20 protein-coding genes are annotated in these 18,692 nt (G+C 64.3%); 7 read left to right on the plus strand and 13 right to left on the minus strand.

Going from position 1 to position 18,692, the window contains the following annotated elements; translation table 11 throughout:
* Positions 1-45: 45 nt before the first annotated feature.
* On the minus strand, positions 46-495 hold the full coding sequence (locus SOM47_RS10905) for a BLUF domain-containing protein (RefSeq protein WP_320505552.1): 450 nt from the start codon (positions 493-495) through the stop codon (positions 46-48).
* A 129-nt stretch (positions 496-624) separates the two neighbouring features.
* Between SOM47_RS10905 and SOM47_RS10910 the strand changes: the two genes are divergently transcribed.
* The 3 genes from SOM47_RS10910 to SOM47_RS10920 all read left to right on the plus strand — a co-directional run bounded on the left by SOM47_RS10910 (position 625) and on the right by SOM47_RS10920 (position 3,362).
* The gene (locus SOM47_RS10910) at positions 625-870 is read left to right on the plus strand and encodes a hypothetical protein (protein WP_320505553.1); all 246 of its coding nucleotides are present in this window, start codon (positions 625-627) and stop codon (positions 868-870) included.
* Between the two features lie 204 nt (positions 871-1,074).
* On the plus strand, positions 1,075-1,659 hold the full coding sequence (locus SOM47_RS10915; RefSeq protein WP_320505554.1) for a cysteine hydrolase family protein: 585 nt from the start codon (positions 1,075-1,077) through the stop codon (positions 1,657-1,659).
* 14 nt (positions 1,660-1,673) lie between these two features.
* Positions 1,674-3,362, plus strand: a complete 1,689-nt coding sequence (locus tag SOM47_RS10920) for a diguanylate cyclase (protein WP_320505555.1) — start codon at positions 1,674-1,676, stop codon at positions 3,360-3,362.
* Between the two features lie 64 nt (positions 3,363-3,426).
* On the opposite strand, the gene SOM47_RS10925 is transcribed toward SOM47_RS10920, so the two are convergent.
* Both SOM47_RS10925 and SOM47_RS10930 read right to left on the minus strand, forming a co-directional pair.
* A complete protein-coding gene (locus SOM47_RS10925) occupies positions 3,427-4,329 on the minus strand; it encodes a manganese catalase family protein (protein ID WP_320505652.1) in 903 nt (300 codons plus the stop codon).
* Between the two features lie 290 nt (positions 4,330-4,619).
* Positions 4,620-4,964 (minus strand): hypothetical protein, encoded by a 345-nt coding sequence (locus tag SOM47_RS10930; RefSeq protein ID WP_042612896.1) that lies wholly within the window; start codon positions 4,962-4,964, stop codon positions 4,620-4,622.
* A gap of 254 nt (positions 4,965-5,218) precedes the next feature.
* Between SOM47_RS10930 and SOM47_RS10935 the strand changes: the two genes are divergently transcribed.
* Positions 5,219-5,731: a hypothetical protein gene (locus tag SOM47_RS10935; protein WP_320505556.1), complete on the plus strand. Its 513-nt coding sequence runs from the start codon at positions 5,219-5,221 to the stop codon at positions 5,729-5,731.
* A gap of 69 nt (positions 5,732-5,800) precedes the next feature.
* Here SOM47_RS10935 and SOM47_RS10940 read toward each other — a convergent pair whose 3' ends face one another.
* From SOM47_RS10940 to SOM47_RS10955, 4 genes are all read right to left on the minus strand, one after another.
* On the minus strand, positions 5,801-6,310 hold the full coding sequence (locus SOM47_RS10940; protein ID WP_042612897.1) for a ferritin-like domain-containing protein: 510 nt from the start codon (positions 6,308-6,310) through the stop codon (positions 5,801-5,803).
* A gap of 293 nt (positions 6,311-6,603) precedes the next feature.
* Positions 6,604-7,881 (minus strand): DUF3526 domain-containing protein, encoded by a 1,278-nt coding sequence (locus SOM47_RS10945; RefSeq protein WP_320505557.1) that lies wholly within the window; start codon positions 7,879-7,881, stop codon positions 6,604-6,606.
* The gene (locus SOM47_RS10950; protein ID WP_320505558.1) at positions 7,878-9,317 is read right to left on the minus strand and encodes an ABC transporter permease; all 1,440 of its coding nucleotides are present in this window, start codon (positions 9,315-9,317) and stop codon (positions 7,878-7,880) included. Before SOM47_RS10950 ends, SOM47_RS10945 begins: the two co-directional genes overlap by 4 nt.
* Entirely contained in the window at positions 9,314-10,036 is a 723-nt protein-coding gene (locus SOM47_RS10955; RefSeq protein WP_320505559.1) for an ABC transporter ATP-binding protein, read from the minus strand. The genes SOM47_RS10950 and SOM47_RS10955 overlap by 4 nt, the downstream gene beginning before the upstream one ends.
* Positions 10,037-10,216: 180 nt before the next feature.
* Here SOM47_RS10955 and SOM47_RS10960 point away from each other — a divergent pair, with 180 nt between their 5' ends.
* A complete protein-coding gene (locus tag SOM47_RS10960; protein WP_414715792.1) occupies positions 10,217-11,002 on the plus strand; it encodes a histidine phosphatase family protein in 786 nt (261 codons plus the stop codon).
* Between the two features lies 1 nt (position 11,003).
* Positions 11,004-11,867 carry an NAD(P)H-hydrate dehydratase gene (locus tag SOM47_RS10965; RefSeq protein ID WP_320505561.1) on the plus strand — a complete coding sequence of 288 codons (864 nt, stop codon included), beginning with the start codon at positions 11,004-11,006 and terminating at the stop codon, positions 11,865-11,867.
* A 55-nt stretch (positions 11,868-11,922) separates the two neighbouring features.
* Here SOM47_RS10965 and SOM47_RS10970 read toward each other — a convergent pair whose 3' ends face one another.
* The 5 genes from SOM47_RS10970 to SOM47_RS10990 all read right to left on the minus strand — a co-directional run bounded on the left by SOM47_RS10970 (position 11,923) and on the right by SOM47_RS10990 (position 16,868).
* Positions 11,923-13,263, minus strand: coding sequence for a chloride channel protein (locus SOM47_RS10970; RefSeq protein WP_320505562.1), 1,341 nt, complete (start codon positions 13,261-13,263; stop codon positions 11,923-11,925).
* 161 nt (positions 13,264-13,424) lie between these two features.
* Complete coding sequence (locus SOM47_RS10975; protein WP_320505563.1) at positions 13,425-13,802, minus strand: putative quinol monooxygenase; 378 nt, start codon at positions 13,800-13,802, stop codon at positions 13,425-13,427.
* A gap of 32 nt (positions 13,803-13,834) precedes the next feature.
* Positions 13,835-14,506 carry a carboxymuconolactone decarboxylase family protein gene (locus SOM47_RS10980; RefSeq protein ID WP_320505564.1) on the minus strand — a complete coding sequence of 224 codons (672 nt, stop codon included), beginning with the start codon at positions 14,504-14,506 and terminating at the stop codon, positions 13,835-13,837.
* A 74-nt stretch (positions 14,507-14,580) separates the two neighbouring features.
* Positions 14,581-15,810 carry an MFS transporter gene (locus tag SOM47_RS10985; protein WP_320505565.1) on the minus strand — a complete coding sequence of 410 codons (1,230 nt, stop codon included), beginning with the start codon at positions 15,808-15,810 and terminating at the stop codon, positions 14,581-14,583.
* The gene (locus SOM47_RS10990) at positions 15,807-16,868 is read right to left on the minus strand and encodes an alpha/beta hydrolase (protein WP_320505566.1); all 1,062 of its coding nucleotides are present in this window, start codon (positions 16,866-16,868) and stop codon (positions 15,807-15,809) included. Before SOM47_RS10990 ends, SOM47_RS10985 begins: the two co-directional genes overlap by 4 nt.
* Before the next feature lie 111 nt (positions 16,869-16,979).
* Here SOM47_RS10990 and SOM47_RS10995 point away from each other — a divergent pair, with 111 nt between their 5' ends.
* A complete protein-coding gene (locus tag SOM47_RS10995) occupies positions 16,980-17,891 on the plus strand; it encodes a LysR family transcriptional regulator (RefSeq protein WP_320505567.1) in 912 nt (303 codons plus the stop codon).
* A 169-nt stretch (positions 17,892-18,060) separates the two neighbouring features.
* On the opposite strand, the gene SOM47_RS11000 is transcribed toward SOM47_RS10995, so the two are convergent.
* Positions 18,061-18,585, minus strand: coding sequence for a DUF6622 family protein (locus SOM47_RS11000; RefSeq protein WP_320505653.1), 525 nt, complete (start codon positions 18,583-18,585; stop codon positions 18,061-18,063).
* Positions 18,586-18,692: the final 107 nt, after the last annotated feature.

Raw genomic sequence — 18,692 nt, forward strand, 5'->3', positions numbered from 1 at the left:
ATGTCCAATGCGATCATCCGTGAGCTGGCTTCAGATCGCCATGCCTCAGGGCCGGTGGCCGGGGGCGCTGTCAGGCAGATGCCTCAGCACGAAACGGCACAGCGCGTCCAACCCGGAGGGCGCTGCGTTCCCTTCAGCGAAGCCCTGCGTGGCGGAGGCGTCCCAGGTCCCGGCGATAAGCGTATCGACCTCTTCCGCCGTGGCGGGAAGCAGCTGCATCGACCCGTACGGAAAATGGCGCGCGCCGGTCCGCGCTCGTCCCAGCTCCACGATATTGATGTGCGATGTGGCATTGAGGATGCGGCCATAAACCGCCGCCAGCCCATCTTCCGGCCCTTCGATGTATTGGAAGAACCGAGCGCCGTCATGCAGCAGGATGCCGGTCACACCGGCCTGCATGTTGAAATCAGCGGCGTTGCGGATCATGGCGACCGTCGCGTCCGGGGTCATCCCCGGCGCCGCATCACTGACATAGGCAATGGCTCGAATCGGCATGGCTCTGCATCTGGGTGAAAGGTGCGTACGCTTGCGCTGAACGCCTGGTGATCTTAGGGCGCTGCAAGTACGCGGTCAATTTCACACGTGCCGGCATAGGCTCAAACCAACGCATTATCGGGATCAATCATGACCAACACCGGCGCCTTTCAGATCCTGTCCTTCGAGATGGTCCGGATACCGGACATCGATGACGAAGTCGTGGATTCGATTACGGCGCGCTGCCACAAATGCGGGCATGTGACGACGGTGAACGACGGCGCCATTCATCACCTCTCTGGTGGGCTCGTGATCAATTGCGCGCAGTGTGGCAATCGCCAGGCGCTTTCAAATGCTGGATTGGCGCCCGCCGCTGCTGACCTGCGCAGGGTTTGACTCCCTTATCCTCGCTTCTGGCAGCTACGGTGAAGAGCTCGGCACTGTCCTTGTCTCACCATGGCCGGCTACCGCGCCTGCCCTGCGGGGCCGGGGACCGGGGCCAACCTTTGTTAACGAAGCCTCAAGGTCAGAGGCCCCGCCTTCACGTGTATTGGGCGAGGCTGGCGGCAAGGTAGCGGCTTGCCCCGGCGGAGGACTGACATGCCGCGCACGGCCTTGCTCATCGTTGATCTCTTTTCGCGCTTTGATTTCCCGGACGGTCCCCAACTCGCACCGCTGGCATTCAAGGCCGCCAAGAAAGCTCGTCAGATCCGAGACGCCTTTGATGAAAAACAATGGCCGGTGATCTACGCCAACGACAACTTCGGCGACTGGAAGTGCGGCTTTCATCAGTTGGCCGAGGTCTGCCGCCACACAGAAGGCCCTTCAGGTGGTATCGCCAGACTACTGTTCCCCGGTCCGGATCACTACACGGTACTCAAACCAAAGCACTCGGCTTTCCTCGCCACCCCGTTGGCAGTGCTCCTGGCAAAGCTGGACGTTGGCTCCTTGGTGCTCGCAGGGATGGCCTTGGACTCTTGCATCATCGCCACTGCAATCGATGCCAACTCCCGAGAGTTCTCCACGGTGGTGGTGTCTGACGCGACGGCCTGCCTGCCGCTACGCAGGCCTTCGGCTCTAACGCTGCTGCGCTCCACTGGCGGAGTCCAAGTGCGCACGACCCGGGTGCTTTTACGCTCACTCGAGAGCGGACATGACCGGCAAGCAGGTCAACCAACGTCATAGAGAGAGGGACGCCAGTGGTCGAGCAAGCCCGTCTGTCCGCTTTGCATGCACTGAGCATTCTGGACTCGGACCCGGAACCGTTTTTTGACGCCCTTGCGCGCGCCGCACAGTTGGCCACAGAAATGCCCATCGCGTTGATCTCGCTGGTGGATGGCGGCCGGCAATGGTTCAAGTCTCAAATAGGGCTCGAAGACGTGCGTGAGACCCCGCGCGACGTTTCCTTCTGCACGTGGACGGTCCTTTCAGGAGAGATCTTTGAGGTGGAGGACGCCTCCATTGATCCCAGGTTCTCCGACAACCCATCGGTGCAGGGCGCCCCCTATGTCCGCCATTACGTGGGAGCACCGATTCAGGTGGCCGGCGGACACCGGGTTGGCACGTTGTGTCTGTTGAGCCAGATGCCAGGCAAGCTGGCGCCCTGCCAGAGGGCAGTCCTTCAGTGCCTGGCAGAAGCCGCTGCCGCGGGGATGGAACAACGGGCCCTGCTGCTTGATCGGGTGTCCGAGGCTACTCGACTGCACGGTGACCTGCAGAAGAGCCAGGCGCTGCTTGAACAGACCAACGCCCTGGCCAAAGTGGGTGGCTGGGAACTCAACGTTGATACAAACGAGCTGGAGTGGACCCAGGAGACCCGCCGTATCCATGGGGTGGCCGATGCGTCTCCCTCGTTGGAGGCGGCGCTCTCCTTCTACCCTGACGCGGCACAGGGGCCCATTCAAACCGCTCTTGCAGAGTGCGCCGAGCAGGGCACTCCGATTGATCTGACGCTGCCCTCAACAAAGGCTGACGGAGAGCGGATCTGGGTGCATGTCGTCGGACAGCGCCTCCAGGACGACCGTGGTACGCGGCTGATCGGAGCGGTACAGGACGTGTCGCTTCAGCGCTCCGCCAGCGAAGCATTGACGCTGAGCGAATCGAAGTACCGTCGGCTGTTTCAACACAGCATGGGTTTGATCTGCACGCATACCCTTGACGGCACTATCACGTCCATCAACCCGGCCGCCTCCCTTTCATTGGGTCGGGAAGAGCAGGAGTTCATCGGCCGCCCGCTGTCAGCGATCCTTCCGCCGGACAGGCGGATGCATCTCCATGCCTATCTGGCCAAGATCAAGGAGGATCTGAGCGACTCAGGTGTGATGGAACTTGTCGCCTCCGATGGGTCGCGGCGCTTCTGGGCCTATCACAACGTTCTGGATACGGAGGCGGACCCCCCCTACGTTCTGGGGCACGCCCAGGACATCACCACGCAGCACCTGCAGGAACAACAACTCCAAGAGTTGGCCATCCGGGATCCATTGACCCGATGCTTCAACCGGCGCCATCTCACGGAGCTCGCTCATCGCCAGCTGGACGCTTGGGGCTGCCTTGTGTTCGACCTGGATCACTTCAAGGAGATCAACGACACCCAGGGCCACGCAGAGGGGGACGCTGTGTTGGTCAAGTTCGCTGCGTTTCTGGAGTCCAAGCTTCTGGACGACGAGGTCGTCATCCGTCTTGGAGGGGACGAATTCCTGGTATTCGTTCCCGGCGCGACGGGCGAACGCATGAACCAGTTGGAAGCCTGCTACCGAGATCGCGCGGATGAGGCGCCGATCCGATTTTCGGGGGGTTGCGCAATCAGCCGACCTCACGAGTCGGTGGGCGACACCATCAATCGGGCTGACATGAAGCTCTACGATCGACGGAAGCAAGAGCGTTCGTGAGCCTTTTGGGGGGTGTCTGTGCGATAAAGAAGCCCGCCTCGCGGCGGGCTGGGATGGATACCGTTCACGGCTCTCGGGGATTGACGTCGACGGCCCCGGCACCGGGGCCTGCGCCCAGCTCAGCGCCCGTCGCCGGCCGCGCTTCCGGGTCAGAGAGCGTCCGGGCAGCCATGGCATCCAAAGCGACTTGCTCCCTTGCGGTGAGGTCCACCTCGCAACTCCCATCCCCGCCGTCCAAGGCCGCTTGAGCGTCCCGATCAGTGACACGCTCCCAAAGTTCACCGCTGTTCCAGCTGCCCTCGACGTCCCCCTCGCCCTGCGACATGTCCATGTAGAGGTCGGTGAACGCAGGATCCCCGGGCAGCTTGCCCGGCGGGAAGTTGGGCTGGATGCTGTAAAGCGCCTTTTCAAACGATTTCTGATGCGCGATTTCACGGGTCATGAGGAAACGGAGGGCATCCTTGATGCCAGGGTCATCGGTTACGTTGATGAGCCGCTCGTAGACGATCTTCGCGCGTGCTTCTGCCGCAATATTGGATCGCAGATCAGCCGTGGGCTCGCCAATGCTGTCGATGTATGCAGCCGTCCAAGGCACACCGCTTGAGTTGACCAACGCCGGGCCACCGCCATACAGAATCTGCTCGGTGTGGCTCGTGCTGTTTTGGCCCATCAAACGCATGTCCTCGGCTTCCATCATGCCTTCAGACTGAATGGCCTTGGGGCCACGGTTGAGCATCGCGATGATCGTGCCAATGATCTCAAGGTGGCTGATTTCTTCAGTCGCGATGTCCATCAGCAGATCCTTGCGGCCCGGATCGGCCTCCGCGAGACCCTGCGTGAAATACCGCATCGCTGCGGCCAGTTCGCCTTGCGGACCTCCGAATTGCTCAAGCATCAACGCCGCCAAGGCGGGGTTGGATTCTTTGACCCGAACCGTATACATCAACTTCTTGTGGTGAAGAAACATCTGCGCATCTCCTTGGGCTGGCTTTGGCTTGCCTTGGTGGAACCGGAAAGAGTGGTCGTCTCTTTTCGTCGGCAAATCCATCGTGCCTGCCTGGCCATCGTTTTCGCGTCGAGAACCGTGACGAAAAGCCTGCCCTGGCGCACACGCTCTCCTGATGCGCGCCTAACGTTGTGCGCCACGTCTGGCCTCCGCGTCGCCCGTGTCTCCGGCGCCGTGGTCAAAATTTCATGATGTCGCCTTCGAAGCCGACATGGACCACGGGATGATCTTCCGGCAGCTGTGGCGTCAGGTCACTGCATTGCCGGTGTTGGGGACACGCTGAACGCAGTCGGCCGAACGGTGGCCGACGCATAGGCCATCTTGCCTGCAGCCGCAATCACATCCAGCAGGTGAGCCGCAACGGGGCCACGCGCTTTCCGCACGCCGATGAAGTGGACCCATGAACCCTCCACCTCCACCCGTGTTCCGGCAAGCTCTGGGGACCGGCTGACAAGCCCTTGCAGGTTCTGGATCCAGATATCGCAGGGGATCGCGTCCAGCTGGACCACGGTGGTGGCATCGCCCGCGTAGAGGTCGGCCATCTCCATGCGGGTTACTCGCGGTGTTGCAGCCAGAAACTGTGGATAGGCGCTCATAAGTTTCTCCTGACAAGGTTGGCGACGAATATCCGCTCCAGAAAGAGCACGGCGTGTCGCCAAGGCGTCAAGAGAACGTAAAACGATTGCAGCGCTTCAGTCTGGGTGCGATTCATGGACAGATGCTCGGCCGGTGCAGCCAAATACACACCGTCCTGAGCGGCCGTCCCTTAGAATTCCCGGTGGAGTCACGCATGGACCCACTTCGCGGGAGTCACCATGAAACGTAATTGCAACCGAGTCCGGGATATGAAATGTCCAACCCAGCCATGGACGTGACGGTCTGGCATGGCCTCTATCTGCTCTGGCTTACCGCAGGGGCCATGGACTTTCGCCTGCACAGAGCCAGCAACATTGAATCCACGTCGGGGCTTGAAGAATCCAGGCTCCACTTGGTTCAAATCGCCCTGCTTGGGTTGGCAACCCTACTGTGGCTCTGTTTTCGAGCGTCGCACGCGCTTTTCCTGATCCTTCTGGCGCTGGTATGTCTGCATGCCATCACAGGCTATTGGGATACACGCGTCGCCTATCCCAAGCGAGCCATTCGCCCCCTTGAGCAGCACGTCCATAGCATTCTGGACTTGGCCCCTTGGATCGCCATCGGGGCCGTTTATTGGTCCATGCCTGATACACACGTTGAAACTGGCCCGGCGCTTGAACCGGCCCCCATCACCTTGTGGCTATTTGCCATCGTGCCGGCGCTGCTTCTCGCGGTGGTTCCCGCCCTCGTTGAGTTCCGACGCTGTCTTGTCTGCCGCCCACACTAGGGCGTATGGAAAGAGGCCCCGCAGGAGCGTTGCAGCGCATCCGACGGGGCACTGATGACGACTCGACCCTTACTTCTTGGCTTCAACGCCCGGGGTCGCATCGCGCACCAGAAACTCTTCGGTGACCTCCGGCAGGTGCGCAGCGAGCCAATCGGCCATTGCTTCTTCCTGCACCAGGATAGCCTCGCACACGCGTGCCGTTTCCGGATCGCCGGCGGTTTTAGCTGCCGCAATGAGCGCGGTATAAGACGCGATTTCGAAGTGCTCAAAGACATACCCAGCCATAGCGCCCTTCACGATCTCATCGGACGCGGTCATCCCGCCCAGCGCTTGGCCAAACGCGGCCATCTTGCCCATCACGTCTTTAATGGTGGAAGGAGAGCCGCCCAGGCGCTTGATGCACGCTTCCAGCTGCTCTCGCTGGCCAATCGTTTCCTGGATGTGTTCTTCGATTCGTGCTTTCAGCACGGGGTAGTGCTCGATGCGGGACGCTTGGCCCTTCAACATGCTTTCAGCCTGCTGCTCCATCGCATGGGCATCGCGAAGCCAATCAAGCAGGTTTTCTTTGGGTTCGGCCATGGGAATCTCCTTGTTCGATCGGGGGAAACCGAACCCTATCCAGACAGGCATGGAGGAAAAGCGATGTCGAAGTGACGGCCGAGCGAATGCGACCCGCAACGCGGCGCGCCTGCCCAGGATCAACCACGCGCGCGGCGCAGCACCCACCCACCCGCCGGCCACACCAGCCGGTGCGCAGCGGCCGAAATGCCCGCAGCGAACAGACGCCGGCAAGCACATGACAGTGTTCAGTCTGATGTCCGCTTTGGCGGAGTTCCGCATACGCCGGGAGTTCCGCCGAGCATGGCTCGGCGTTATCGGGTCGGTGTGGGCGCTGTTGGCACGGCTTCGAAGCGCGGGGCGTTGTCGTAGTCCGTTTGCTGGAATGGCGTATCGGTGAACAGGTAACCGTAAAAATAGCGCCGCAGCTGGGCGTGGTAACCACGCACGCGATCCTGGTACGCCAGGTGCGCGTGCATGTCCGTATGGGCCATGCGGGTCAGGGCAACCTGCAGCCCTACCGGCGGCAACAGCCAACCCAGGGTTGATGCGGCGGCCGTACGTTGCTCTATCCCCTGCCGGTAGCCAGCGACCAACGGTGCTACCTCGTCATCGCCGTTCTGGTGGAAGGCCAGATACCACTTGTAATGGAACCCGGTACCCAACGGCGGCGAATCCCGCCATTCGGGATACGCGGCGTAGAAGCGCTGCATGGTATCCCCGCGTGGAATATCCCACGCGCCGTTGACCGCTTCGCGCTGGGCGCGCGCGATGGCGGCGCCCTGCTCCACCGGCACGGCCCGCTCGATGCCCACATGCGCCATCGCCGGTGCCACCAGGGCGATCACCACCCAGAGCGATGCCAGGGTCGCCGCATTGACTCCGGAATTCCAGCCGCGCCACGCAACGATCAGGCAAAGCCCGGCCCAGAACAGCAGGTAGGTGGCCGCCAGACCCAGTACCGCGAGCATCTGCGTGGCCGGTACGCCCTGCTGCATCGCCGCGATCACGAAAGGCAGCCCGGTGCAGAGCCACAGTGCCGTGATACGTACTACGGCGCGGCGTGCATAAAGCCACTGCACTCCCAACGGCAGGCTGCGCAGCATGCGCTCGCGGCCACTTTCGGTCTCGGACGATCGGATGTCGTGCAGCAATGCGATGACGAACAGCGGCAGCAGGAAGGTCAGCAGGAAGGCGAAGTCAAAGCGGCCTGCCAGCGCCAGTTCGGGGTTGAAGGTATCGCCATCATGGATCTGCGCCTCCAGGCCGAGGGCGCGTACGCGCAGGATGTAGGGCGCCACATCGCGCATGCCAACGGCCGCGAATGCCAGTGACGATGGCGGATTCCATGTGGGATGGAAGCTGTAGTACGCCGCGCGCCCTGCATCGGTGGAATCCCCGTGGGCGGCCTTCACGGCGGCCAGGTCCTCGGCGTGCAGGGAGCCGACCCGGGCAATGGCCTGGCGCTGGCTGTCCATGCGCTGCACGCCCGATACCAGGCTGGCAAGCGCAAGCAGGCTGAGCAATACCAACGCCGCAATTGCCATGCGAGGACGCACCATCATCCGGATTTCATACATCCAGAGCGTCATCGCGCACCTCCAAGCCGACGCACAGACAGACTGATCAGCGCCGCCCCCACCGCCACCCACCCAAGCAGGCCCAGCAGCGGCCATGACAGGGACTGCAGGACATGCCAGGGAGGCAGGGGCACGTAACCAAACGCCGGGATCGCCTGCCACTGGGAGCGGTCAACGCGCTTGCGCTGGTCCGCGCCCGGGTCGCTGGCGGTGTCGTCGGCATAGGACACCGCGTCGGCCTGCATCTGGTTGAGCTGCTGGACCAGACGATAGCGGTGCTGCTCGGCCTGGTCCATGAAGCGCAGATGCGCGCGCAGGTCGGTGGCTGCAGCGGCCATCGACATCTGGCGGATGGAGATGACCGGGCTGATCAGGGCGAACCTGCTGACCAAGGCATTCTGCTCGTGTTGGATATGCGCGCTGTGCTCGGCATACCGGTTGAACAGAACCGAGGTCAGTCGCTCGCCTTCCACTGCCAGCAGGCCCTTGTAGTTGACCGGCAGATCGTCGATCCGGCTCACGCCGTACTGGTCCAGCACCCGCTGCCGGAAGCTGGCGAAGTAAGGATCAGCCGGGTCATGGCTGTCGCCCATGGCGCGCAGGTCACGCGCGATGCCGACCTCGGTCTGCAGCCGGTCCGGTAGATCCAATGCGGTGTAGGCCACGTCCGGTGCGATGCGCGGCACCATCAGCGCCACCATGGCCCAGCCCCCGATCAGGCCCAGCAACGCGTCGCGCCGCCGCGGCAGCAGGGCCGAAATGGCCGTGATCAACAAGCACCACACCGTGAGATAAAGTGCGTAACCTCCCGCCACGGCCAGAGCCACCAGCGCCGAATCCGGCGTACCTGCGGCCAACCACGCCAGGCCGATCGCAGCGGGCAGCAGGAAAATCGTGGCAACCAGCAACAAGGCGCATAGCTTGCCGCCGACGATGGCACGCCGGCTCGCGCCCTGCAGCATCAGCTGCCGCAGCGTTCCGCGTTCGTGCTCCTGCGCCAGCAGGCCGTGGCCGAGGAAGATGAGCACCAGCGGTGACAGTATCTGCAGCACGAAGGCCGGGGTGAGCTGGCCGAAACGGGTAAGCAGCGAGCTCTGCATGACATCGCCGAAGTTGGCCGTGTTCTGCCGGTGGCCTTCCAGGAACATGCTGCTGCCGGTGAAGGGATCAACGCCCGGATCAAAGGCGGCCAGCGCCGAGGGCAGCCGATAGACGAAATGACCGTAATGCACCACGCGATGGGGATGTCGGTCCGGCTGCGCGTCGAAGGCGGCCTGCGCCTGCGCCTGCTGCGCGGCGCGGTGTTCGGCCGCGGCCTGCATGTGGTGCAGCGAAACTACCGTGGCAGTGACGGTCAACACCGCCATCAGCACGATGCCGGCCAGCGCCGTGCCCTGCCTGGACATGGCGCGCAGTTCGTTGCGCATCACTGCGCCAAGCGCACTCATGCGTCGTGTCCCCTGCCGGCGAAGTGGGCATGCAGCGTGCGCAGGTCGAAGTCCGGGCGTTCGGCCTCATGGACGATGCGGCCATGGTCCAGCACGCTGATGCGGTCAGCGATTTCCACTGCGCCCAGCAGATCGTGGGTCACCATCAGGATCGCAGTGCCGCGGGCCCGTACGGGTTGCAACAGGGCATGGAAATCCGCGCTGGCACCTGGATCCAGCCCGGACGTCGGCTCGTCCAACAGCAGCAGCGGCACCTCCCGCATCAGTGCCAAGGCGATGGCCACTTTCTGCCGCATGCCCTTGGAGAATCCGGCCAGGCGTTGCTGCCAGGCAGCCTCCTGCAGGCCGGTGGCGCGCAGGGCATCGGTGATGGCAGCCGCAGGCTTCCGCCCGCCGCTGAGCGAAAGCAGGTAGTCGATGTTTTCCAGCGCCGTGAGGTGGTCATACAGCGCCACGTTTTCAGGCAGGTAGGCAAGGTGGGCACGTGCACGCTCCGGATCGGACCACGGTGTCACGCCGGCCACCCTGACCTCACCCCGGGTGGGCTGCACGAAACCCAGCAGCGCGGACAGCGTGGTGGATTTTCCCGCGCCGTTGCCGCCGAGCAGTGCATGGATATGCCCGCGCTCCACGATCAGGTTGAAGTCGGAGAGCACCGGCTTGCCGGAGAACGAAATGCAGAGGTTGCGGATCTCAACAACGGGCGTACTAGCAGGCACGGAAACTACCCTTCAAAGCAGGCCGTCGAGGCTACCACGCAATGTTATGACATAACAATACGACGTGCAGTCGTTCTTCACGGCGCTTTGCGCGGGCCTAACGCGGGAGCTCCTAGCGTCCGGATTCACACTGTGACGAGAGGTGATGGCTGCCATGACGACTGCGGGTATCGCTGCGCGATGGGAGTGCTGATGGAGCGTAACAGCGCAATGGAAGGTAAAACGGCCCGCTGGCCGAACCGCATCTGGGTGGTCCGCCATGGGCAAAGCGCCGGCAACGTGGCGCGTGACCACGCCGAAGCCCACGGAATCAGCCTGATCGAGCTGGAGCACCGCGACGCGGACGTGCCGCTGTCGACACTGGGCGAGCGCCAATCGCGGGCCCTTGCAGAATGGACGCGTGCACAGCCAGAGGCCGCCCGTCCCCAGATCGTGCTGGTGTCCCCTTACGTGCGGGCACGGCAGACCGCGGAGGCGGTAATGTCCAGGCTCGGGCATGCCAGCAGCGCGCTGATCGTGGACGAGCGTCTGCGCGAGAAAGAATTCGGGGTGCTGGACCGTTACACCAGCTCGGGAATCCTGGCCACCTTCCCCGAGCTGGCCGAGCAGCGGAAGCTGGTCGGCAAGTTCTATTTCAGACCGCCCGGTGGTGAGAGCTGGTGTGACGTCATCCTGCGCCTGCGCGGCGTGGTGGCGGACCTGCAGAACAGCCATGCAGGGGCCAACGTCATGGTCGTTGGCCATCAGGTCATCGTCAATTGCATGCGGTATCTGCTTGAGGGGCTGGACGAGCGCACCATCCTGGACATCGACCGCCAAGCCGATGTTCCCAATTGTGGTGTCACCGAATATCAGAGCTCGATCGAGGCGGGAAACCTGGAGTTGGTGCGGACGAACTTCGTCCCGCCTGAGCTGCCCGCCGACGCCCGCACCGGATCGCCGGACAAGCCGGCGGGGGCGCGCTGACATGAACACCGGTGACCTCCGCTGCCTGGACGCTGACGCGCTTCGCACGATGCCGTTGCCAGCCCCCGGGGGCGACAAGGATGCGCGTGGGCGGGTGTGCGTGGTGGGCGGGTCGGTGCAGGTGCCTGGGGCCGCGCTGCTCTCTGCCGAGGCCGCCCTCCGCGCTGGTGCGGGCAAGCTGCAGGTCCTCACGGTCCGCAGCGCCGCCATGGCGCTCGGACTTGCCGTTCCGGAGGCTCTGGTTGTTGGCGTGCGTGAGGATTCAAAGGGCGAGCTCGCAGGCGGGCCTGTGCTGCAGAGCGCCCTTGAGGCGTGTGATGCGCTGCTGATCGGGCCGGGAATGCGGTCCACACCCTGTCTCGAGCGGCTGAAAGCCAAGGCATCGCAGACGGCAGCGACGGTCATCCTGGATGCCGGCGCGCTGCATGGGGCGCTGCGTGCCCCGGAGGGCCGCCCCTTCATCCTCACCCCGCATGCCGGTGAAATGGCAAGCATGTGTGGCAGATCGAAGGAAGACGTACAGCATGCGCACCTTGAACATGCGCGTGAGATGGCCCGAGCCACCAACAGTGTGATGGTTGCGAAGGCCCCGCGAACGTACATCGTCGGGCCTGACGGGGCGGCGTGGCAGCACGAGGGGGGTGGTCCGGGCCTGGGCACATCCGGCTCCGGCGATGCCCTCGCCGGCCTGATTGCAGGATTCGCGGCGCGCGGAGCCACCGCGCTGGAAGCCGCGCTGTGGGGTGTATGGGTCCACGGTGAGGCGGGCCGACTACTGGCTCAATCCGTTGGGCCGTTGGGTTATCTCGCCCGGCAGATAAGTGCGCAAGTGCCGTCCATCCTGCAGCGCTTCCCCTGGCGCTGAGCTGCGCGCTGGGCGCGAGGGCGCCCGTCATCAGGACTGCGGCTGCCTCGGTATCCTACTGCGGACGCCCGGCGGACTCGGTGCGCGGCGCGGTGGCCCCGCCCGCCAGCTGTTCGGCCAGCCCACGGTAGATCGGCACATGGCAGACCAGCGCCGACACGCCGCGCGCCAGCAGCACCGTCGCCAGGATCGGCAGCAGCATGCCACTGGTGTCGGTGAGCTCAAGGGAGATGACCGCCGAGGTAAGCGGCGCCTGGGTAACCCCGGTCAGATAAGCGCACATGCCCAGCACCACGAAGGCGCTGGGATCAACCGATGGCATCAGCACCGACAGGTTGTGCCCGAGTCCTGCACCCACTGCCAGCGCCGGGGAAAACAGCCCGCCCGGAATGCCGGCCACATAAGACGCCAGATTGGCGAGCAGCTTCATCAGGCCGAACTCGTGGCCGACGCCCGCGTGGCCCTGCACCAGCCCGCGCGCCTGCTCGTAACCGGTGCCGAAGGCACCGTTGCCGAAGCTTGCGGCAAGCCCGACCACCACCAGCCCACAGGCCGCGGCGAGCAGTACCGGGTGCTCGCGGCGCAGCCGGCCCAGCCAGCGTGGCCTGCCGGAGACGCTGAGCAGCACCATCTTCGCGAAGAGCCCGCCAAGCAGCCCGGCGACGGCACCGCACAGCAGGATGGCCATCCACGCCTGCCCCAATGGCAGGGCTGTCGACACGCGCCCGAAGTAAACATAGTTGCCGAGCAGGCCAAGTGAGATTACCCCGCCCACGATCACCGCCGTCAGCAAGGTGCCCGAAAAGCGATGTTCGAAACGCCCGCTCAACTCCTCTATGGCGAACACGATGCCGGCCAATGGGGTATTGAAAGCGGCTGCGATGCCAGCCGCGCCGCCGGCGAGCAGGAAGTGGGAGAGTTCGCGCGGATCGCGGAACCCGAACCAGCGCCCAAAGCTGTACATCAGGCTCGCGCCCACATGCACGGTCGGTCCCTCGCGCCCCACCGAGGCGCCGCCCAACAAGGACAAACTGGTCAGCAGCAGTTTCCCGGCCGATACCCGCAACGACAGGTTTTCGCTGCGGAACGTGGCGTCATCCGGTTTTTCCAGCGCAGCGATGACCTGCGGAATGCCACTGCCGCGGGTGGGACGCAGCACGCCACCGGTCAGCCAGGCCAGCAGCGCGAAGATACCGGGAGTAAGCAGCAGCGCCCACCACAGAGAGTGCGCAATGATGCGCTGGAACAGCGCGAAGGCGGCATCGCTGGCCTTGGCGAACACGATGGCGACCAGGGCCACCGCGACTGCACCGCCCCACAGGGCAATGCGCCGTTTCCAGCCTTGGCTGGACAGGGCGGACCGCAGTGGGCCGCGCAGGGGATCGGGAGAGGACATGGGGGTATTGTCCTCCTGGCTCGGGCCAGGCGGAAGGCCGGTGGGCCTCGATACACGCAGCGCAGGAATGCAGGCCAGATCGGGCAAAGCCTAAGCAAGCGCTTTGCACAGTGCGGCATGACGGCCAGCGGCCGTCACTACCCACAACCCTGCCAGCTGGGCTATTTGATCTTCAGTTCCGGCAACAACGGATCGACATCCACCAGTTCGAGGGAGGTCACCATGTGCAGGGTTCCCTCCTTGTACTTGATGAAATGCCGGCTCTTGATGTGTTGCTCATAGGCTTTGCGGCTCGCGTAGATTTCCAGGATCGTCAAGCGGGTCGGATCCTCTTTCTCGAACACCGCGTACAACGCGCGTACGCCGGGTTCGCGCTCCATCGAGTCACGCACCTCTTCAGCCAGTGCGGCGCGATACGCAGGCAGGTGCGCGGGATCCACGCTGATCTTCGACAGCCGGGTCATCTGCCCGTTCTCTGCCTGCGCGCTGAAGCACAGCGCACTCAGGCCAACCAGCAGGGCGATCATCTTCGTGGTCATACGTGCCGCCTTTGCGCGTCCATCCTGCCACCTCATTTCGTTCCCCGGGCTTCAAGGATACGTTGAAGCGCTGCATCTGCGCGCTGCGCGGCCTCCGGTCCAACCTGCTGCTCAAGCACGGTGACCAGCGTGCCCAACGCATCGGCATCCAGCCCGATGTTCATGCTGATGCCCATGTGCGACTGCAGCTGCGACTCGACGCCGGTCAATGCCGACAGCATGCTTACCGTCGCCACTTCACGGGTTTTCCAGTCCAGGTTGTCGCGCTCGAAAATGTCACCAAACAGATGCGTGCGCAGGTATGCATTGGCCTGCGGGGCGAAATCGAACAGGGGTCCGGCAACCGGGCCACCGGCGAGCGTGGTCTGGTTGGCGGTGCCGGCCGCCAGCAGTGCCTCGCCCGTGGGAACCGGTTTGATGGGCTCACGGCCCGGATCATCGGTGATGCCCCGCTGCCGGCGCGCCTCCACCCGCTTCATCAACTCGCCCAAGGCATTGAGGCTGCGCGGAAAGCCGGCATACGCGTAGACCTGCACCAGGATTTCGCGCGCTTCGGCCACGCTGAGCCCGGCATCCAGGCCCGCCTCCAGCGCCGGGCCAAGCCGCTCGATGTCGCCAGCGGCGGCAAACGCGCTGATCGGGATGATCGCCTGCTGCTGGGGGCTCAGATCAACAACGTCTGATCGGGTGGATCCAGGGGTCATGCTGTTCTCCTCGTCTGCATACAGGTACCCGGTTGGCAGGCAGGCAAACATCACTACGGCCATGGCCCATCGTTTCATCCCGCCTCCCCTGCCGCCATGGCGGGCGTGTGAGTCGGTCGCGGCTCGGCAGAGGTCATCCAGGCCAGCAACGCACCGGACAGCAACAGCGCCGCACTGGCCGCGAACATGCTGGTGAAGCCGAAGCTGTCCAGCAGTAGGCCGCCCACGGTGGAGCCCACGGCGATGGCACACTGCACGACGGCCACCATCAGGCCACCGCCGGCTTCAGCTTCGTCGGTGAAGGTCTGCGCGATCCAACTCCACCAGCCCACTGGCGCGGCGGTGGCGAACAGGCCCCACAGCGACAACAGCGCCGCGGTCGGCCAGAGCTGGGGACCCAGGGGAACCAACGCCACGGCGATCGCCGCCATCAACACGGGAATCGTCACCAGGGTCGAATACAGGCCGCGCCTTAGCACCGCGCCGATGACGATGGTCCCGATGAGGCCGCTCACGCCGATCGCCAGCAGCACCAGCGGCACTGCCGAAGACGCCGCACCGGTGACGCGTTCAAGGAAGGGGCGCACGTAGGTGAACAACGCAAACTGGCCCATGAAGAATGCACCACACGCCGCCATGCCCAGCAGCACCACGCGCCGCCTGAGCAGCGACAGCACGTTGCCCTGTGCGCTGGCGCGCAGCGCCGGCATGCTGGGCAGGCTGATCCACTGCCACGCCAGTGCGATGGCCGCTACCGGCAGCAGGCAAAGGAAGGCGCCACGCCAGCCGATCACCCCGCCCAGGTAGCTGCCCAGCGGGGCGGCAATCACCGTGGCCAGCGCATTGCCGCCGTTGAAGGTCGCCAACGCACGGGGCACCTGCGCCGCCGGTACCAGGCGCATCGCGGTGGCCGCCGACATCGACCAGAATCCGCCGATCACCACCCCGATCATGGCCCGGCCGACCATGTAAAGCGTGTAGCTCGGCGCCAGCGCCACCACCAGTCCGGAGATTCCCATCAGGACGGTGAGGATCAGCAGCACGGTCTTGCGGTTGATGGCGCCGGCCAATCGTGAAATCGACAGACTGGTCAACACCGCGAACGCGCCGGAGATGGCGATGCCATACCCGGCCAATCCTTCGCTGACGCGCAGGTCGGCGGCCATCGGCGTAAGCAGGCTGACCGGCATGAACTCCGAAGCGATCAGCGCGAAGACGCACAGGGTCATGGCGAACACGCCGCCCCAATGGGCCTGTGTGGTGCCTGCGTGCGCGTCGGTATCTGTAATCTTGGGGGCACTCATTCCAGCGCTGCCAGATGCTGCTGGAAGAACCTGCCCAGCTTGTCGAAAGGAATCAGATCGGTGCGGTCATACAGGTCCACGTGGCCCGCGCCGGGGACCACGAACAGCTCCTTCGGCTGGCCGGCCAGGCGATACGCCGCTTCGCTGAACTCGCGCGAATGCGCCTCGCTGCCGGTGATGAACAGCAGGGGCCTGGGCGAGATCGTTTCGATATCGTTGAACGGGTAGAAGTTCATGAAGCGGACCTCGCTGGTCAGCATCCGGTTCTGGGTCTGTTGCAGCGTGTAGCCTGCCGGAACCGCGGCCCCGCGCGGGGTACGGTAGAACGCCCAGAACTCGCGGGTGACCGGGTCTGCATCGGCGGGCAGCGTGACCGGCAGGTAGTCGAGGAAGATGCCCTTGCCATGTTCAAACTCGGCGTAGCGCTGTTGGGCGGCCTGTTCCAGCATCGCCCGGCGCTGCTCGCGGCTAAGGGATTTGTTGAGACCCTGGCGGGTCACCGCGCCCATGTCGTACATGCTGACGGTGGCTACGGCTTTCAGGCGCGGGTCCAGTTTGGCCGCTGCAATGGAGAAGCTGCCGCTGCCGCAGATACCGAGCACGCCGATGCGGTCGCGCTCGATGAAGTCGCGCGTGCCCAGGTAATCCACCGAGGCGCTGAAGGCTTCGACATAGAGTTCCGGGGCGACCAGGTTGCGCGGCTCGCCATCGCTTTCACCCCAGAACGGCAGGTCGATGGCCAAGGTGACAAAGCCCTGCTCGGCCAGCTTCTGCGCGTACAACTGCGCGCTTTGTTCCTTCACCGCGCCCATCGGGTGGCCGAAGATGATGGCCGGCGCGCGGCTGCCACGGTCCAGGCCCTGCGGGCGGTACAGCGTGCCCACGACGTTCATCTGGTATTGGTTGCGGAAGCTGACGCGCTCGCCGGAAACGGTGGGACTTCCATAGAAATTGTCGGCGCCTGCGGGTGCAGCCGCTGCGGGCGCATCGGCCGCCAGCGCGGTGTGCGGAACCAGGTAACTGGCGACCAGTGCCAGCAGCAGCGTGGTGGTTTTCATGCGGGGAAGGCCTTGGCAGGAAGATGCAGGACGCCACGATAGGCCCGGTGTCCACTTGTGATAATCCAGCCAAAGGTTGATGCATTGCTGAGCTGGGCTCACAATTGCCCCATGAGCAGCGTAAAGACCAACGACCTGCAGGCGTTCCTGGTCGTCGCGCAGGAACAGAGCTTCACCAAGGCCGCCGTGCGCCTTGGGGTAACCCCGTCCGCGCTGAGCCATTCCATGCGGCTGCTGGAAGAGCGGCTGGGCATTCGGCTGCTGGCACGGACCACCCGGAATGTTTCACCGACCCAGGCCGGCGAGCGGCTGATGCACTCCATCGCCCCGCACTTCGAGGCCATCGGTGCCAGCATCGACGCGTTGGGTGACCTGCGCGACCGGCCTGCCGGTACGTTGCGGATCTCGTGCACCGATGACTCCATGGAAACCATCATCCGCCCGCGGCTGGCCGGCTTCGTGGAGCAGTATCCGGACATCACGCTGGAGCTGTACGTGGACTACGGCTTCACCAACGTAGTGGAACAGCGTTTCGACGCCGGCATCCGTTTGGGCGAGGCGCTGAGCAAGGACATGATCGCGGTGCGGGTCGGGCCTGACTGGCGACTGGTGGTGGTGGCCTCGCCTGCTTATTTCCAGGCCCATCCAAAGCCGAAGAAGCCCGCCGACATCACCCGGCACCGCTGCGTGAACATCCGTCACCGCCCGAACGGCATGATCTACGCGTGGGAGTTCGAGGAGAAAGGCAAGGAGTTCAGCGTGCGCGGTGATGGGCCCTTGGTCTTCAACAGCATGACCCACGTGATCAATGCGGCCCTCGATGGCCTGGGCCTGGCCTATGTGCCGGAGCCCCTGGTGGTCGACCACATCGCTGAAGGACGACTCATCGCGGTGCTGGACAAATGGTGCGTGCCGTTCCCCGGCTATCACCTCTATTACCCCAATCGACGGCAGCCCTCGCCGGCATTCTCGGCACTGGTCGCCTGGCTGAGGCAGGATGTCCCCCCGACCCCGCGCATCTGACGTACCGGAACGGCGATCACGGCCGACATCGGAACCCCCGAACGGAAAGCCGGTAGCGCCGAGCCATGCTCGGCGAGCGCGAAGCGCGGCCTGCATCAGGCATCGCACCCCCGAACGGAAAGCCGCCGAGCATGGCTCGGCGCTACCAGATCGTGGAGCGCGGCCGGTGTCAGCCCACCGGTGCCAGCGTGTCCTGTGCCGGCGAACGCGAGGCCACCAGGTACCGGCAGTACTTGCCGATGAAGATGCCGGTGAACCCACCGGTCAGCAGCAGGTGGGCCGTGCGGAAACCGCCGTCGGCGGCCAACGCCGGCGACATGGCCAGAGCCGATTCAAACCCGTACTTCACCACGAAGGTGAGCAGCAGCAGCGGTAGCAGGCTGTAGTCGGCACCGCGCCACAGCTTCCCGGTGGACGACTCCACCCGCAGTTTCAAGCGGCGCAGCAGGATCCAGCCGACGCCCGCGCCGGCGGCAATACCCACCACCCACAGCGCCCACGCTTCCCACGATGCGGGATACCGCGCGTTGATCGACCACACCCCCCACACCGTGAACAGCGCCGGCACGATCGCCAGTTTCGACAGCGAGGTTTCCCCCGGCTTCATCGCGTTGATGCCGCGGGTGACCAGGAAAGCCAGAAGCACCCAGACCCAGATCGGGGTATGCGAAACGAGGAGCTGCAGCATCTGCACGGGACGTCCTTGAAGTGATGGAATGCCGGCGCAGACTGCACCACGCGACGGTGTGGCAATCATGGCTGGAAACCTGCCCATATCAAGTGACACCTGTCACCCGCCGG

Source organism: Stenotrophomonas sp. CFBP8980 (assembly GCF_034046095.1).
Classification (GTDB): domain Bacteria; phylum Pseudomonadota; class Gammaproteobacteria; order Xanthomonadales; family Xanthomonadaceae; genus Stenotrophomonas; species Stenotrophomonas lacuserhaii.

Coding starts and splice junctions, on each gene's coding strand:
- SOM47_RS10960 (WP_414715792.1), top strand. CDS start 10,217: ATGGGAGTGCTGATGGAGCGTAACAGCGCAATGGAAGGTAAAACGGCC.
- SOM47_RS10995 (WP_320505567.1), top strand. CDS start 16,980: ATGAGCAGCGTAAAGACCAACGACCTGCAGGCGTTCCTGGTCGTCGCG.
- SOM47_RS10990 (WP_320505566.1), bottom strand. CDS start 16,868: ATGAAAACCACCACGCTGCTGCTGGCACTGGTCGCCAGTTACCTGGTT.
- SOM47_RS10945 (WP_320505557.1), bottom strand. CDS start 7,881: ATGACGCTCTGGATGTATGAAATCCGGATGATGGTGCGTCCTCGCATG.
- SOM47_RS10980 (WP_320505564.1), bottom strand. CDS start 14,506: ATGACCCCTGGATCCACCCGATCAGACGTTGTTGATCTGAGCCCCCAG.
- SOM47_RS10950 (WP_320505558.1), bottom strand. CDS start 9,317: ATGAGTGCGCTTGGCGCAGTGATGCGCAACGAACTGCGCGCCATGTCC.
- SOM47_RS10925 (WP_320505652.1), bottom strand. CDS start 4,329: ATGTTTCTTCACCACAAGAAGTTGATGTATACGGTTCGGGTCAAAGAA.
- SOM47_RS10975 (WP_320505563.1), bottom strand. CDS start 13,802: ATGACCACGAAGATGATCGCCCTGCTGGTTGGCCTGAGTGCGCTGTGC.
- SOM47_RS10965 (WP_320505561.1), top strand. CDS start 11,004: ATGAACACCGGTGACCTCCGCTGCCTGGACGCTGACGCGCTTCGCACG.
- SOM47_RS10935 (WP_320505556.1), top strand. CDS start 5,219: ATGTCCAACCCAGCCATGGACGTGACGGTCTGGCATGGCCTCTATCTG.
- SOM47_RS10940 (WP_042612897.1), bottom strand. CDS start 6,310: ATGGCCGAACCCAAAGAAAACCTGCTTGATTGGCTTCGCGATGCCCAT.
- SOM47_RS10985 (WP_320505565.1), bottom strand. CDS start 15,810: ATGAGTGCCCCCAAGATTACAGATACCGACGCGCACGCAGGCACCACA.
- SOM47_RS10915 (WP_320505554.1), top strand. CDS start 1,075: ATGCCGCGCACGGCCTTGCTCATCGTTGATCTCTTTTCGCGCTTTGAT.
- SOM47_RS10910 (WP_320505553.1), top strand. CDS start 625: ATGACCAACACCGGCGCCTTTCAGATCCTGTCCTTCGAGATGGTCCGG.
- SOM47_RS10930 (WP_042612896.1), bottom strand. CDS start 4,964: ATGAGCGCCTATCCACAGTTTCTGGCTGCAACACCGCGAGTAACCCGC.
- SOM47_RS10970 (WP_320505562.1), bottom strand. CDS start 13,263: ATGTCCTCTCCCGATCCCCTGCGCGGCCCACTGCGGTCCGCCCTGTCC.
- SOM47_RS10905 (WP_320505552.1), bottom strand. CDS start 495: ATGCCGATTCGAGCCATTGCCTATGTCAGTGATGCGGCGCCGGGGATG.